Origin of the sequence: Sphingobacterium corticibacter (assembly GCF_003076635.1) — a bacterium.
GTDB classification, from domain to species: domain Bacteria; phylum Bacteroidota; class Bacteroidia; order Sphingobacteriales; family Sphingobacteriaceae; genus Sphingobacterium; species Sphingobacterium corticibacter.
In genome coordinates, this window is sequence record NZ_QDKG01000004.1 from 183,116 (window position 1) to 198,299 (window position 15,184).

Annotated in this window: 14 protein-coding genes and 1 tRNA gene; 7 read left to right on the forward strand and 8 right to left on the reverse strand. The window is 40.5% G+C overall.

Annotation, left to right across the window (positions count from 1 at the left end; translation table 11 throughout):
* Nucleotides 1–25 precede the first annotated feature (25 nt).
* From DC487_RS12070 to DC487_RS12095, 6 genes are read left to right on the forward strand one after another with little or no spacing between them, the layout of a single operon-like run.
* A complete protein-coding gene (locus DC487_RS12070) occupies nt 26–1,735 on the forward strand; it encodes a hypothetical protein (RefSeq protein ID WP_133228552.1) in 1,710 nt (569 codons plus the stop codon).
* 43 nt (nt 1,736–1,778) lie between these two features.
* A complete protein-coding gene (locus DC487_RS12075) occupies nt 1,779–2,666 on the forward strand; it encodes a heme/hemin ABC transporter substrate-binding protein (protein ID WP_116776228.1) in 888 nt (295 codons plus the stop codon).
* Nucleotides 2,666–3,718 (forward strand): FecCD family ABC transporter permease, encoded by a 1,053-nt coding sequence (locus DC487_RS12080; RefSeq protein WP_116776229.1) that lies wholly within the window; start codon nt 2,666–2,668, stop codon nt 3,716–3,718. The genes DC487_RS12075 and DC487_RS12080 overlap by 1 nt, the downstream gene beginning before the upstream one ends.
* Nucleotides 3,715–4,488, forward strand: coding sequence for a heme ABC transporter ATP-binding protein (locus DC487_RS12085; protein ID WP_116776230.1), 774 nt, complete (start codon nt 3,715–3,717; stop codon nt 4,486–4,488). The genes DC487_RS12080 and DC487_RS12085 overlap by 4 nt, the downstream gene beginning before the upstream one ends.
* Nucleotides 4,489–4,503: 15 nt before the next feature.
* Nucleotides 4,504–5,514 (forward strand): hemin-degrading factor, encoded by a 1,011-nt coding sequence (locus DC487_RS12090; RefSeq protein WP_116776231.1) that lies wholly within the window; start codon nt 4,504–4,506, stop codon nt 5,512–5,514.
* Nucleotide 5,515: 1 nt separating this feature from the next.
* Nucleotides 5,516–6,340 (forward strand): ChaN family lipoprotein, encoded by an 825-nt coding sequence (locus tag DC487_RS12095; protein ID WP_116776232.1) that lies wholly within the window; start codon nt 5,516–5,518, stop codon nt 6,338–6,340.
* Nucleotides 6,341–6,423: 83 nt separating this feature from the next.
* Here DC487_RS12095 and DC487_RS12100 read toward each other — a convergent pair whose 3' ends face one another.
* From DC487_RS12100 to DC487_RS12120, 5 genes are all read right to left on the reverse strand, one after another.
* The gene (locus tag DC487_RS12100; protein ID WP_116776233.1) at nt 6,424–7,794 is read right to left on the reverse strand and encodes an aldehyde dehydrogenase; all 1,371 of its coding nucleotides are present in this window, start codon (nt 7,792–7,794) and stop codon (nt 6,424–6,426) included.
* Between the two features lie 2 nt (nt 7,795–7,796).
* Nucleotides 7,797–8,603, reverse strand: coding sequence for an SDR family oxidoreductase (locus DC487_RS12105; RefSeq protein ID WP_116776234.1), 807 nt, complete (start codon nt 8,601–8,603; stop codon nt 7,797–7,799).
* Nucleotides 8,604–8,750: 147 nt separating this feature from the next.
* Nucleotides 8,751–9,602 carry a DUF1932 domain-containing protein gene (locus DC487_RS12110; protein ID WP_116776235.1) on the reverse strand — a complete coding sequence of 284 codons (852 nt, stop codon included), beginning with the start codon at nt 9,600–9,602 and terminating at the stop codon, nt 8,751–8,753.
* Nucleotides 9,599–10,855 (reverse strand): MFS transporter, encoded by a 1,257-nt coding sequence (locus DC487_RS12115; protein ID WP_116776236.1) that lies wholly within the window; start codon nt 10,853–10,855, stop codon nt 9,599–9,601. Before DC487_RS12115 ends, DC487_RS12110 begins: the two co-directional genes overlap by 4 nt.
* A gap of 578 nt (nt 10,856–11,433) precedes the next feature.
* Nucleotides 11,434–11,506: transfer RNA gene (locus DC487_RS12120), tRNA-Met, on the reverse strand.
* A 112-nt stretch (nt 11,507–11,618) separates the two neighbouring features.
* On the opposite strand from DC487_RS12120, the gene era reads away from it, so the two are divergent.
* Nucleotides 11,619–12,497, forward strand: coding sequence for a GTPase Era (era, locus tag DC487_RS12125; protein WP_116776237.1), 879 nt, complete (start codon nt 11,619–11,621; stop codon nt 12,495–12,497).
* Between the two features lie 48 nt (nt 12,498–12,545).
* On the opposite strand, the gene DC487_RS12130 is transcribed toward era, so the two are convergent.
* From DC487_RS12130 to DC487_RS12140, 3 genes are read right to left on the reverse strand one after another with little or no spacing between them, the layout of a single operon-like run.
* A complete protein-coding gene (locus DC487_RS12130; RefSeq protein WP_116776238.1) occupies nt 12,546–13,805 on the reverse strand; it encodes a cation:proton antiporter in 1,260 nt (419 codons plus the stop codon).
* A gap of 14 nt (nt 13,806–13,819) precedes the next feature.
* Nucleotides 13,820–14,302 carry a cation:proton antiporter regulatory subunit gene (locus DC487_RS12135; RefSeq protein WP_116776239.1) on the reverse strand — a complete coding sequence of 161 codons (483 nt, stop codon included), beginning with the start codon at nt 14,300–14,302 and terminating at the stop codon, nt 13,820–13,822.
* Nucleotides 14,303–14,345: 43 nt separating this feature from the next.
* Nucleotides 14,346–15,128 carry an MBL fold metallo-hydrolase gene (locus DC487_RS12140; protein WP_116776240.1) on the reverse strand — a complete coding sequence of 261 codons (783 nt, stop codon included), beginning with the start codon at nt 15,126–15,128 and terminating at the stop codon, nt 14,346–14,348.
* Nucleotides 15,129–15,184: the final 56 nt, after the last annotated feature.

Below are 15,184 nucleotides of genomic sequence, written 5' to 3' on the forward strand. Positions count from 1 at the left end.
ATACAAAATCTTAAAATTAACAATTATGAAAATTAACCAAATTTTAGCGATCAAAATATCTTTTTATGTGATATTTTTTGCGTCATGTTCAAAATCACACATAATGAATGACAACCAAATAATTGAGGATGCGACACTAATAGAACGTCAATTAATTTATACAGAATTCGCAAAAGCATTTTCTAAAGCACTTGAAAACAAAGAGATTAGAGATCTCATAAAAGATGAATCGATTAAGATGTTTAATAGGGATCACGATGTTTTGTTCCAATTAGTCAAAGATCAAACCCTATCAAACGGCAGCAAAGTTATCGACTTTGTATCACAATATTCCGAACTAGAAGATCAAAGATTCAAGGAATTAATAGATGAGGAAGTCTTATTAACAATCTTTGTACCTTCCATCACTTCATTTAGTCCAGATAAATGGAATACTGTTAATCAAATTCCGGTAGTGGCAGTTAGAAATGAGCGAGACATGATTAATAACCGTGCGTTATATGCTTATGATAATAAACAAAATAAGATAGAACTGTCTTATTTCGAACAGCCAGACATCCCTATTGTAGTGATTAAAACAAATGAAAGAATAGGTGTTGCAAATGAAAGCGCAAGTAATGAAAAAAAGTCTCAATTAGAAAGAATTCAAACTAACTCAAACACACTAAAAAGCACTAAAAAAGGCAATTTAGTTTACTTATCAGAAGGGTTTGCCCCTCAAGACAACTTTATTTCTTCGGATCAAGATATAATTGATAATGGCACAACAAAAAACACAATAAATCGCGCAGTGTACAATTATACTCCGCAGTCTGGATACAGACTCGTACCTATTAACACTGGATACTCTTTTAACCGACAACTGAAACTCACACATGGATTTATTAATTATGATGTCAATTATCACAGAGATCTCATATACTATAATTTAAAAAACAACTTAGATTCAGGTTTTTTTGACTCAAACTATTCAGAATATATTACTGGATTCTACCTTAACAATGCAAACAGCTTTGCGTCCATTGACGCATTAAACAAAGATTGGACAGATGGTTTTTATGATATCTACGTAACAATACTATTCGTAGACGGAACTTCTGTTGGTTCGATAAGAAAAGGTTTTAGTGTATCAAAATCGGATTTAATAAAAGATGGCAATTTATTGTACTACAATATAAACCCAATAGAAATTACCTCATGGGATGTACAAAGATATGGCTCAATCTGGAAAATCTTGCTTGAAGAATATAACCCAGGAGCTGAAAAAACTGTCAACCAACAAGTTTCTTCAAAATTCACTACCAATTTTAAAGCCGATGTCGGATTCAACATCGGTATATTTAAGATTGGTGGAGGTGGAGGTGGATCAAGCGAAAGAACTGTTACTGAGACTTATCAATACAAAACCACGATTACATCTTTTGATCTAGGAGAGTCAATTTTGAATTTTTACAATCCCGTTCTAACAACTTCTCCCTTACAAAGACAAAGATTGAAGGATAAATTCGGCGAAAAAAATGGCGGGATACGTTATTTAGTTTTCGATGCTGCAGCTAACGCCGGTAATATTGATTTTGAATATTATGACAGTATAACTTACATATACGGTCAAAATACTGGTTTCAGTAACGTCATAATACAACCAATATGGCGATATAACATGGAGCAATGGTCATTTAAACAGTTAGAAGAAGTAGATTATATCGAGACATTATTTGGATTGAAGAATTATTAACTGACATTACAAAACTAATAAAAATAAATATTAAAAATCAGTCATGATACTTAAGAGAAATATTAAAAAAATAGTATTCCCAGCTGCGGTAGCCGCAGCTTTATTAGGCAGTTGCAACCAATCGGGCGACAAACAGGCTCATCAAGAAGAAGGCAATATAGACAGCTTGAAAATCGTATCCATCAATGGCGCGACCTCGGAAGTCTTAGCTCAATTCGGTTTATTGAACAACATTATAGGCACCGACGTGACCTCTACTTACCCGGAGGAATTAAACAAATTACCCAAAGTAGGCCACAACAAGAACATTTCGGCAGAAGGTATTCTAGCTCTAAATCCAAATATCATTATCGGCACTGAAAATGATCTAAAACCCGAGACGCTCCAACAGCTTAAGCAAGCAGGATTACGCGTGTTACTATTGCCTCATGCGCACAGCACAGATGGTAGCATCCAATTGATCAAATCATTGGCAGATTCCCTAAAAATCAGCAGCAAAGGTGATTCCTTGACGAAGGTCTTGAAAAAGGATCTGAAACACGTGGCCGAACACCAGAAAGAAGCCACCGATAAACCCAATGTATTATTTATCTATGCACGTGGCGCTGGCACCATGATGGTAGGCGGCAAAGGCACAGAAGTAGATGAGATGATCGCATTGGCAGGAGGTACCAACGTGGCGCAAGATATTCAAGAATACAAACCCCTGACAGCAGAAGCTCTGGTGGCGTATAATCCTGATGTCATTCTGCTTTTTGACTCTGGATTGTCTAGTTTGGGCGGCGTAGATGGTATTCTAAACATTCAAGGCGTGAAAGAAACTAAGGCCGGAAAAAACAAAAAAATTGTAGAGATGGATGGCGCTTTACTCACTGGCTTCGGGCCGCGCGTAGCCCAAGCTATTGATGAGTTGCACCACAAAATTCATTAATGCAGTACCCAAAAAGAAAGATCAATTTTCTGATTTTAATCATCTTATTAATCGCCTCGTGCATCGCTTCGCTTTGCATCGGGGCGCTTAATATTCCGATGCGTTCCTTATTTTCTATTATTGGCGATGCACTCGGCATAACGGATTCTGCCGATTACGCGATGCAGCAAAAAGCCGTCTTGCTTAATATTCGTCTTCCTAGAATGGTATTAGGCGTTTTAGTTGGGGCGACATTGAGTATTTCAGGAGCTGCTATCCAAGGTTTGTTTCGCAATCCATTGGCCGAACCCGGTATTATTGGAATCTCTTCCGGCGCGACATTTTTTGCCGTATTGGTGATTGTATTAGAAGCCAAACTGTTTCATGTAATCACAGGACTACTTGGTTACTATACGTTAGCTTTTGTCGCATTTCTTGGCGCAGTTATTACCACGTTGATTATTTACCGCTTTTCGGTGCGCCAAGGTCGTACGGATGTCACATCCTTACTGCTCATTGGTATTGCGATCAATGCCTTGGTGATGTCCTTTACCGGACTATTGACTTATATCGCTAGCGACGACCAACTGCGTAGCATCACCTTTTGGAGTTTAGGCAGTTTGGGAGCTGCAAGTTGGCAAACAGTCAGCACCTTGATCCCATTTAGCTTGATCTCCATTCTGGGCTTATGTTATTTCGCCAAACCACTCAATGCGATAGCATTAGGCGAAGCGCAGGCAGAGCACCTCGGTATCCCCGTACAGCAAACCAAGAAATACATTATCGTGCTAGCAGCAGTAGGCGTTGGTGCATCAGTTGCTCTGACGGGTATAATTGGTTTTATCGGACTGGTAATTCCACACATTCTACGGATTAGTATTTCTGGTGATCATAAGTTTCTATTGCCGGCCTCAGCCCTCTTTGGTGCCACTATTCTCGTTGCTTCGGATCTGATCGCGCGTACCATTGCCGCACCATCCGAATTACCCATCGGTATACTCACGGCCTTATTTGGTGTGCCCGTTTTTTTATTCATTATCTTACAAGATCGAAAAAAGAGGAGTCGGCTATGATTGAGGTAAAGAATCTATCGTATCAGATTGGTAATAAACCAATTCTTCGGCATATTGATATGCAAGCACGACCGGGCGAATTGCTGGCGATGATCGGACCGAATGGAGCTGGAAAAAGTACTTTGATGAAGTTGCTCTGCGGCGAAGTGAAAAGTCCTCAAGATTCCATTTCTCTACATGGAAAAACGCTCTCCGGATATAAGTCAAAAGAACTCGCTTTGATGCGCGCTGTGCTGACGCAAGCCAACGAAGTCAGTGTCGACTTCAGCGTGCAGGAGCTCGTGACAATGGGGAGATATCCTCATTTTGAAGTAAATCCAAGTATGACTGATCTCGAAATCATCGAGGCGGTGCTGGAAGAAATGGGTATTCAACATTTTAAAGACCGTAGTTATCATTCGCTCTCTGGCGGTGAAAAACAACGCGTACAATTGGCGCGTGTACTAGCACAGATTTACGAAAGACCGGATGCCATCTTGTTTTTGGATGAGCCAATCAATGGCTTGGATATCCAGTATCAACAGATCATCTTAGAGAAGGCTAAAAAAATGGCCGCAAAAGGCTGGACGGTATTATGCGTTTTACACGACATCAATTTTGCTTCCAAGTATGCGGACAAGATCTTAATTTTGAAAGCTGGCGAGGTAGCCAATTTTGGTACTCCTACAGAAATTATTACCGCGGAAAATATGCTTAAAACCTATAACATTCGTACAAAAGTATGGCAAGATCCAGAGATCGGCTATCCTTTTATTGTCCCTACATCTTAAAAAACACATTTCACTATGACAACAGATTTAAAAGAAAAATACGACAACTATAAAATAGCTAACCCAAAAACACGCATTCGTGATGCCGCTACGGCATTAGGTGTTTCGGAAGCAGAATTGGTGGCAACCAATCCGCAGAATTTGCTGCTCAATCCTGCTATGCAAGAGATTTTAGAGGAAATTCCTTCTCTTGGTCGTGTCATGGCGCTCACTAGAAATGAGCATGCAGTACACGAACGAAAGGGCATTTATAATAAACCTTCTTTCAACGGACATATGGGTTTGGTAGTCGGAGCGGATATTGATTTACGTCTTTTCATGTCCAAATGGGCAAATGTTTTTGCAGTTTCTGAGAATGATCGCCAAAGCATTCAGTTTTTTGATACTTTGGGGAATGCTGTTCATAAGATCTATTTGACGGAGGAAAGTAATCAAGAAGCGTATCAGGAATTGGTAAAAAAATATAAAGCGACCAATAGTGATCTTGTGATTTTGCAGCCACAAGTGTCCGCTGAATCAACCGAAAAATCGGATGAAGAGATTGATCAAGTAGCTTTCCAACAAGAATGGTTGGGCTTGCAGGATACACATGATTTCTTTGGATTGCTGCGCAAGCATGGTGTGACGCGTACCCAAGCTTTGCGCCTAGCGCCAGCAGGCCATGCCACTCCCCTCGCGCTGAACAAAGTAGAAGATTTACTAAATATAGTTTCCGAAAAAGGTTTAGAAATCATGGTTTTTATTGGCAATGCCAATTGTTTGCAGATCCACACGGGCAAAGCACAGCGCATTCTACGTACCGGACCGTGGATCAACATCTTGGATCCAGATTTCAATATGCACCTACGCGATGAGGCGCTGAGCAGCGTGTGGATCGTAAAAAAACCGACAAATTTGGGCGCAGTACACAGCATCGAAACTTATGACGTGGAAGGCAATCTGGTTGCACAATTCTTTGGCAAACGCAAACCGGACGTACCTGAGCGCGAAGATTGGAGAGCTGCATTAGAATCCTTAACTTCATAGCATGCGAATTATTATCGGTCTTTTGCTATCTCTTTGCCTGCATTGCGCGTACGCGCAGCAGGCACTTAACATTCGCAATTCAAACGGTGAAAGCGTAACGTTGGAAGCTATTTCAGAAGCTGCTAAAGGTAAGCAGTTTGTCTTCGTTGGCGAACTGCATGGTGAAGCGCCAGCTCATCAGTTGGAGTTAGAACTATTACAGCAATTATATGCCAAACATGGTGACAAGCTGTTCCTAGGGATGGAAATGTTTGAAACAGATGTGCAGCCGATCATCAATGAATATTGGCAAGGTCATATCAATACGCGCAGCTTCGAAAGCGAAGCTCGTGTTTGGAACAATTATGCGGATTATCGTCCTTTAGTCGAATTTGCTAAGGCACATCAGATTCCGTTGGTGGCAACCAACGTGCCACGCCGTTATGCCAACGCCGTGTATCATCAAGGTGTCGGGATTTTGGATAGTTTATCGGATTATGCTAAAAACCTCTTGCCGTCATTACCAATGGAAGTTGATTCTACCTTAGCTTCCTACCGGGAATTGAAGAATATGATTCCCGGCCATGGTGGAGAAAACATGTTGCAGTCGCAGGCGCTCAAAGATGCTAGCATGGCGCATCAGATCTTAGCACACACGAAAGGAGATCAGATCATATTGCACCTGAATGGTGTCTATCACACCAAAAATCGCGAAGGGATTATATCTTTTATGAAATCGGTTCATCCAGATAAAATGCTTACAATTACTTCCATTACTAAAGAGGCAACAGATCATGATTTTAAAGAGGCAGATTTCACGTTACTTATACCAGCGAAAACGGATTAGCCGAAATTAGTTTATTTCACTAAGACAAGAAGTAAATACTACTATGTTGACTTTTCAAGTATCTAGCGATCCCGCATCTGTTATTACCCGAAGAATCTCTTAATAATATTTAGTTTTGAAGCAGTTCGTGGATAATATTTAAGACCAAATTCGATCCAAGTAGGTTTGTCGAGCACACTTTTATAGTGTGTGAAGCTTTTGAAGCCAGCTTCGCCATGGTAGGCTCCCATGCCACTATTGCCCACTCCACCAAAAGGCAGTTTGGGATTTGTGATATGCATGACCGCATCATTCACAGCACCACCGCCGAATGATAATTCCCGCAGAATACGTTTCTTGATCTTACTGTCGTTGGTAAATACATAACAGGAGAGCGGTTTTGGCAATCGTTTCACTTGTTGGATCGCTTCCGAGAGATCCTGATAAACAATCACAGGCAAAATAGGTCCGAAGATCTCTTCTTGCATGACCGGATCATCAAAGCTTACATCATTCAAGATCGTGGGTTCTACATAGCGGCTTTCGCGATCCACATGTCCGCCAGCATATACTTTCGCTGGGTCGATTAACTTGGCCAACCGATCCACATTTTTATCATTAATAATCTGCACCAAGGTTCCCGCTTCGAAGCTAAACTCATTCTTTTTCATTTCGGCTGTTAAAGCATCCAAGAAAGCTTGCTTGACCTTATGGTTTACCAAAATATAATCTGGCGCAATACACGTTTGCCCTGAATTCAGAAACTTGGCCCATACCAATCGTTTTACCGACATTTTCATGTCACAACTTTCGGTGATAAAGGCCGGACTTTTCCCACCTAACTCTAGCGTGACAGGCGTGAGATGTTTTGCTGCCGCTTGGTATACAATGCGACCAACCGTGGTACTGCCCGTGAAAAAAATCTTGTCAAAGCGCTGCTCCAACAAGGTGGTCGTTGTTTCGACATCACCTTCTACGACTGCTAGATAGTTTGGATTAAAATTATTGGCAATCATATTGGCCATGATGCGGCTCGTATTGCTGGGCAATTCGCTGGGTTTCAAGATCACCGTGCAGCCAGCAGCTATTGCCGGAATTATCGGGGCAAGGGAAAGCTGATAGGGATAATTCCAAGCTCCGATGACTAGAACAACACCTAGTGGCTCGGGAATGATGTAACTGCGCGCTGGAAAATTGACCATATTTGTACCTACACGACGGATTCGACTCCAAGATTTTAATTTTCGAATCGCCTCATCCAAATCATGGTACAACAAGGCCAACTCGTTGGTATAGGTATCAAATTCAGACTTTTTAAAATCCAGCGCAATACCGGCAATCATTTCGTCCTCATGTGCTTTGATCACACTTTTCAACTTCTTAAGTTGTTGCAATCTAAAGTCAATTGGCTTAGTGGCATCACTCCAAAAAAAATTGCGCTGTGCGTTTACTAAGTTTTCGATCGAATCTTTCATCGCTACGTATTTTGTCGTCCTTTAAAATTGTCCATTGTTTTATAAATACCTAATACACCGCCCACAAACCAATCAAAAAACCGGATGGGAAATATCCCTTGAAAAAATCGTACGAAATGAATGCTCCACGGCATACTCACGATCGGTTTACCAGAAGCTATACCACGTAAAATTTTTTTGGCAACTTTTTCAGGGCGGAGGATCGGCACCAAAGATCGTACACCATCAAACATACCTGTATTAATGTAGTACGGTGTGACGGTAGTTACACGTATATTTTTTTGCAATAGCTTCATCTCAATACGCAAACTATCCGACCAGCCAAATATAGACCACTTGCTTGCCACATATACCGACATCTTCGGATTAGATATGTAAGATGCTGAAGAGGCAATATTGCATATGGAACCATTATTTTGTGCGATCATATCTGGCAAGAATAAGCTGGTTATGTACATAGGTGCCAAAGCATTTATATCCATAGTTCGCCTAATGTCTAATTCGGTATGTTCGTGAAAATACTTTCCAACCACGATACCGGCATTGTTTATTAACACATCAATCACACCGTGGTTTGCTTTCACTTTTTCAAAAGCTCGCTGCACCTTCGTTTGATCTGCTATATCTACGGAATAGCCATGGATCTCTCCCCGCTGTGCAAATTCGTCCACTATCGCTTTTATCGCTATAGGATCTATATCCCAAATAATGACCCGCGCACCATAATCTAAGAATAGTCCGCTCATTATTTTGCCAATTCCGGACGCTCCTCCAGTAATTAACACTTTTTGTTGATGGAAATTTCTCATATAACGATCGCTAAGTAGTATGTAATTGATCAAACCTTGGTGACAGACGGAGAGGATTATGAAAGCAGCAGCTTTAGAGAATGAGTTGAGAAAAGGCTTAGAAAGCTAGCCCTCCGAGATTCTTATAATATTCATTAAACGTTATTATTAAGACAATTTTTTCAAAATAGTCATCAGCGAGAAGCTTCCTTCTTCCTTAAGAGATCTAAAATATTGTTTATCTGCTATTTCCTCAAACGTCAATGCCGCTGCACTAGCCATTTTAGTGTATATATTTTCTGAGACTAGCATATTATTTAGTTCACTCATTTCTTGTTTACGTCTATTAATGTGTTTTGGATAATTGCCCACAATCTTGCTTATATCTCCCATAGTGCCGGACATTTTTCGATTAATTTCTTCAAAAAGCTCATCTGTAATACCAAAATGATTAGCAGCAGTCGCTATCTCAAAGAAGACAGCGGTAATTGTTTTGTTGAATCCTGCGAAACACATTTTGAAAGCCGTAGCTGCTGTAACCTGATCTCCCAAATATTTTATCTCCAAAATGTTATTGATTAAATTCTCCCATTCAACAACCTGCTCTCCACTATAGTAAACAACGCCTTCATCTCTTAGAAAAGCAGCTCGCCCAATCACACAGGCATTTATAAACGGGACATCAACCGCTTTAAACATCGTTGATAATTCTTTTACCATGTCGGTCGATTTGGCATTCATATCGACGAACATTGCAATCCTATTTTGGCCATCGCATGCATCAATGTAGGCCTGGGCGACATCTTTTACTGCGGAAGGAGGTACTAAAGAAACTACAAAGTCAACTTCGCTCACTATTTCATTAATTGAAAGCTGTTGGACACCAATCGCAAAAGCCTTTTTTCTAGTCGATTCACTTCGCTCGTCCAAGTCCGAATAAACATCGAACCCTTTTTCAATTAACAGCTTGGCAATATTCACACCCATGTCACCAGGATACAGAATGGCTACTTTTGTCATACTCTTTCTAGATTTTGAGGTTTTCTAATAAAAACAAATAGGATAACAGCAATTGCTGTGAGCAGTGCGTAGAGCAAAAAACCATTTTTATAACTACCTGTAATATCGCTAATTATAGAAGCAGATAATGGTCCGCCAACACTAGAAAATAATAATAATGATATGGTTATACCACTTAGTGCACCTTGAAATTTACTACCAAAATAGTCGGCTAGGATAATGGGCATTAACGCGATGAGACCACCTGCACTAAGGCCACTTAATACTCCATAGGCAATATATAAAACATATGTACTACTAGCATCTACGAACATAAAGATACCTATCGCTTGAAATATACTGAGTATAATACCGATCCAATGCAATCCTATTTTATCAGAAATCCACCCAATAATTAATTTTCCCAACAGAGCACAAACTCCGTATACGACCAGGATACCAGCTGCATCATTTTGCGAAAAATTCATTTCAAGCGCATACGGTATTTTGTTTAATAAAACGCCTTTCATCGCAAAATCTATAAGATTCCATGCCACAATTACGCGCCAAAAAACCACAGTTTTCAGTGCTGCTTTAACGGTAAAAGTCATCTCAGGTTTATCTGCATCACCATTTTCCTTAGTTACCTCTTCTCTAATCTTTGCTTTATTTTCACTTTTATTCAAAATAAAATAAACTATAGGAGCAATAACAAATATTGGAATCAATCCAATAATGAACCATGCGTGTCTCCAATCTGCACTATCTCCCATTAGCGACACAATCAATGGAGCCAGCAAAGCAGACCCTAAATTCGCTCCCGCGGAAACTAATCCCATGACAAAGCCACGTTTTTTTGAAAACCATTTGGTGATAAATGGCATGATTAAGGTATTACCAATACAAGCTTGCGTAACACCACCAAGCACAATCATAACCACCGCTAGTTGCCACAATGCTGTAACCATTGAAACCAAAACAAGCATGATACCATTGGCAACCAGTCCTACGCAGAGAATTTTTTTTGCACCTATCTTATCAAGCAATCTTCCAATAGAAGGACCTACCATGGCAGCTACGACTAATTGCAATGTGATACACATCGTAATCGCGGAAGAACTCCAGTTCATTTCATCTTCCATCGGAGCGACAATGAAACCCAAGGTCTGCATACCGATACCCGCTCGTATCGCGGTAATTAGAAAACCAACCAAAATTACGTACCATCCAAAATAGATAGTTGTATTCTGATTTCGCCCTTTCAAATGATTCATGATAAGAATATTTTTAGTGATATTAATCCTTAGCGCTATACTATTAACTTTCGAGACAGACACAATACCATTGATCTAGAATAGATACGAGAGCATAACAGAGTCGCTCTTTTCTCATGCTTATTACTGTGCAGCAATGCAAATAGCTTGAAACTTCACAAGATTAATCCAAATAGTAAAAAAATTTACCAAAGAAAAACTTTCTCTATAGCTTAAGTATGTTTTCAACAACACACCTCTAAAATTGTTTTGTTTTTTTTCTTCAAAAGAAATTTATAACATCATTTATTATAAAGGATTTAGGATTTAAATTAAAAAACTTCACCACTTTATATCAAGAGTAGGATTTTTGCGACGCAAGCAAGATGGGAACTCATTACAGTCAATAAAACTCTGCCTGTCCAAGAGATCAGAGTCACCACATAATTCAGTACTTATTATAGAGGTATTTAGATAAATCTCCCATCGAACACATCTTCTAAAGATTTTTTGATATTTAGAAGATAAAAAGTTGCTGAATGATACGAGAAGATTACAGAAGCAAAAAATAAAGCCGCTCAAAGATGAACGGCTTTTAGTAGCGGGGACACGACTCGAACGTGCGACCTTCGGGTTATGAGCCCGACGAGCTACCAACTGCTCCACCCCGCAATATATTTTTATAAATTCTGCGTTTATTTGGTGTTATTCGCAGATATTGCTTTCCTGAATTGTTTCACAAAGATATAACTTGTACTTTTGAAAAGCAAATAAAAAATGAAAAATGTCTCATAAAGCTGGATTCGTAAGTATAATAGGTAAGCCGAACGCGGGGAAATCAACGTTAATGAATGCATTAGTGGGGGAAAAGATGTCAATCATCACTCCTAAAGCACAAACTACTAGGCATAGAATTATTGGTATTGTGAATGAGGAGGACTACCAAATTGTCTTTTCGGATACTCCGGGAATCATCAAACCCAACTATTCCTTGCAGGAATCGATGATGAGTTTTGTACAAGGATCGATTATCGACGCCGATGTCATTCTTTTCGTAACCGATATTCATGAGCGCTATGACGAAGAGGATGTCCTAGAGAAATTGCGCAACACAAAATCTCCGGTCGCCGTATTGATTAACAAAGTAGATAAATCTTCTGAAGAGGAGGTTAAAGAGAAAGCAGCGTACTGGAAAGAAAAGATAAACCCTGATGTGGTTTTTGCCCTATCTGCATTGCACAAATACAATGTGGACGGTGTCATGGCTTACATCAAGGAGAAAATGCCTGTGCACCCACCCTATTACGAGAAAGACGAGCTCACCGATAAATCAGTTCGTTTCTTCGTATCAGAGATGATCCGGGAAAAGATTTTCAAATTGTACGATAAAGAAATCCCATACAGTACGGAGGTGGTCGTAACTTCCTACAAAGAAGAAGGACGGATTACCAAGATCGCTGCAGAGATTATTGTAGAAAGAGATTCTCAGAAAAACATTATCATCGGAACAGCAGGTGCTATGATCAAAAAAGTGGGCACCTATGCTCGCCAAGACATTGAAGAATTCATCGATGGCAAAGTATTCTTGGAATTATTCGTAAAAGTATTGCCCGATTGGAGAAGTAAGAAGAATTACCTCAAACGATTCGGTTACGAGGATTAATTAACTTATCGAATATATCTACGCGCAATAATAGCGGTTAATAATGGGCTATGATTGCGCGTTTTTATTCAACTCGGAAAGTGCTTCGAGGTCACTCAATTTTTTACGAACAGGTTTCACCTCTTTCGACGTGCCACTCAAAGCATTCCAGATGTTCTTAGACTCTTTTGTAAGTAATGGAGAAATGATCGACAACAATAGCACATAAACGACTACGAAGGACTGTACAACCGGCAACAAACCACCGGCCTTACCGATGTTGGCCATAATGATTGAAAACTCGCCACGAGCAGACAAAGTAAAGCCAATATCTACGGCATTTCTTGGCTTAAGACCGGAGAATTTAGTCGCAAAGTAACCAGATGCCACATTGACCATTACGGTAATTAAGGCTGCTAATGCACCCCAACCTACCGCACCTCCTAAGGAGTACATATCGATAGACAATCCAAAGCTAAAAAAGAACATTGCACCGAAAAAATCTTTATAAGGCAATACCATGCCCTCAATCTTTTTGATGTATTTCGAATCGGCCAACACCAAACCAGCCATCAGTGCGCCGATCGCTTCGGCCACGTGAATCGTTTCGGAGAAACCCGCAATGACAAACAATAAGCTGAATATGATCAGGACAAAAAGTTCCGAAGTTTTATCCTGTAAAACCTTGTCGATCGCTGGTACTAACTTACGCCCTAATACCAAGAATGTCAGAATAAATGTCAGGGCCAAAGCCGATGTTCCGGCGACCGCCAAGATCGACGTTGATCCAGTGAGGATCAATCCCGACAAAAATGAAATATGCATGGCGATGAACAAATCATCAAACATGATCATGCCCATGATCACCTCCGTCTCTGGATTAGCGGTGCGCTTTAGATCTGTCAATACCTTGGCAACGATCGCAGTAGAAGAGCTGGTCATAAGTCCACATAGCACCATCATCTCTTTAAAGGGCAGCTCCATCATCCAACCGATAAACAAACCGGAGAAAAAGTTGAGCAACACGTAGAATAATCCACCTGATACGATAGATTTACCGGACTTCACGAGTCGGCCGACGGAAAACTCCAGACCGAGATAAAACAACAGAAACAGTACGCCCAATCGCCCCATGAAATCGATAAAAGGCTTACTTTCGGTGAAAGTAAGATCTACCGCTCCGAAAGTAGGCGCATGCTGACCCAACACCATACCGATCAATATAAAAAATGGAATAACAGAAAAACGCAACTTATTGGCCAACAAGCCAACTAGCGCCACTAATAAAACAGCAATTCCGATTTCTAATATTAAGGTATGACTTAGCATGAATACAAGTTAGGTTATAGCAAAATTTCTTTTAGCAATTTGATATTATTTCTTTTTCCTGCAATCACTAAGGTGGTACCAGAGGTGATCACATAATCTGGACCCGGATTGATGATGGTATCATCGTCTTTGATCGCCGCAATGATCGAAGCTCCCGTTTTTTGGCGGACGCCCAACTCTCCAATGCTTTTGTTATCAACGCCGTTATTAGACTCGCCTACTTTGTACCATTCGATACGCAAGTCGTCCAATGCTACTTCAATGGTCTCTAAAGCTTTGGGCTTATAAGAAAGTCCGCCCAAAATACCTGCTACGTGACGCGATTCCTCGTCGGAAAGCGTCATGACACAATGTGTTTCATGGTCCGAACGTTCGTGGCGGTACAGTTCTCTACGACCATCGTCGTGAATAACCACTACCATCTGGTCACCGGCATCTGTATCAATTTCGTACTTCTTCCCGATTCCTATCAGATCGCTTTCTCTAACTATCGACATGATTTACTTCCTTTTAATGATATAATATTTTTCACAAATGTACTTATTCTGCAACTTCGATCAATTTGAAGGTACCATCTTCCTTCTCTTCTGGACGACCGATTTGTATCGTTTTGGAATGGTAGAATAAAAACAACCATCCTTCTGGCGCTCCCTTTTCCCAAAAAGCAGTGCGCAAATCGCGTGATTTCTTTCCATCAAAATCATACTTCGCCACAAAGTTGCGAAATATTTCACCCGGTTCCGATAGCACATCGCCTCCAAAGAAATAGTGTTCACCACCCGTTCTGATGTGAAACACCTGATGAAACTCCGAATGCCCGCCCGTCAGCACGTATGAGATCTCGTCATTCAGCTCACCATCTCCGTCAACTAACACCAGGTTGCCACTGCGCTGCAAAGCGCGAAATAGGTCTTTTCTATACGAAGCGGATTCGCTACTATAAGCAGCTTCCCACTCCTTCTCTTGCACGATATATTCCGCATTGGGAAATGTGATGCGCGTAGACCCGTCTTGAACATCGACCACGCCGCCCATATGATCTTTATGTAAGTGCGACATCAGGACGTATTTGACATCCGCAGGATCAAAGCCTAATTTTTCAATATTATGATGGATCAATAATTGATCATCTGCCGTACGCTCGCCCAAACCGGCATCGATAACGACCAAACCATGGCTCGTTTCTACTAAAAAAGGTCTTACGTGAACAAATAAAGAAGCTGGTCTGTCTTTGGGATCATCTTTTTCTGGATCGAAGGGAACAAAAACTTTACTGGCATCGACCGAAAAAGATCCTTCGTATAGGGAATGTGCTTGTATCATTCTATATAGTTGTTACTATGTGCTTTACAACGTAGCGTAAAGGTATAGGACGTAGA

Excerpts from the sequence above, each read along its gene's own strand:
- DC487_RS12070 (WP_133228552.1), top strand. The coding sequence starts at position 26 with ATGAAAATTAACCAAATTTTAGCGATCAAAATATCTTTTTATGTGATA.
- DC487_RS12075 (WP_116776228.1), top strand. The coding sequence starts at position 1,779 with ATGATACTTAAGAGAAATATTAAAAAAATAGTATTCCCAGCTGCGGTA.
- DC487_RS12080 (WP_116776229.1), top strand. The coding sequence starts at position 2,666 with ATGCAGTACCCAAAAAGAAAGATCAATTTTCTGATTTTAATCATCTTA.
- DC487_RS12085 (WP_116776230.1), top strand. The coding sequence starts at position 3,715 with ATGATTGAGGTAAAGAATCTATCGTATCAGATTGGTAATAAACCAATT.
- DC487_RS12090 (WP_116776231.1), top strand. The coding sequence starts at position 4,504 with ATGACAACAGATTTAAAAGAAAAATACGACAACTATAAAATAGCTAAC.
- DC487_RS12095 (WP_116776232.1), top strand. The coding sequence starts at position 5,516 with ATGCGAATTATTATCGGTCTTTTGCTATCTCTTTGCCTGCATTGCGCG.
- DC487_RS12100 (WP_116776233.1), bottom strand. The coding sequence starts at position 7,794 with ATGAAAGATTCGATCGAAAACTTAGTAAACGCACAGCGCAATTTTTTT.
- DC487_RS12105 (WP_116776234.1), bottom strand. The coding sequence starts at position 8,603 with ATGAGAAATTTCCATCAACAAAAAGTGTTAATTACTGGAGGAGCGTCC.
- DC487_RS12110 (WP_116776235.1), bottom strand. The coding sequence starts at position 9,602 with ATGACAAAAGTAGCCATTCTGTATCCTGGTGACATGGGTGTGAATATT.
- DC487_RS12115 (WP_116776236.1), bottom strand. The coding sequence starts at position 10,855 with ATGAATCATTTGAAAGGGCGAAATCAGAATACAACTATCTATTTTGGA.
- era (WP_116776237.1), top strand. The coding sequence starts at position 11,619 with ATGTCTCATAAAGCTGGATTCGTAAGTATAATAGGTAAGCCGAACGCG.
- DC487_RS12130 (WP_116776238.1), bottom strand. The coding sequence starts at position 13,805 with ATGCTAAGTCATACCTTAATATTAGAAATCGGAATTGCTGTTTTATTA.
- DC487_RS12135 (WP_116776239.1), bottom strand. The coding sequence starts at position 14,302 with ATGTCGATAGTTAGAGAAAGCGATCTGATAGGAATCGGGAAGAAGTAC.
- DC487_RS12140 (WP_116776240.1), bottom strand. The coding sequence starts at position 15,128 with ATGATACAAGCACATTCCCTATACGAAGGATCTTTTTCGGTCGATGCC.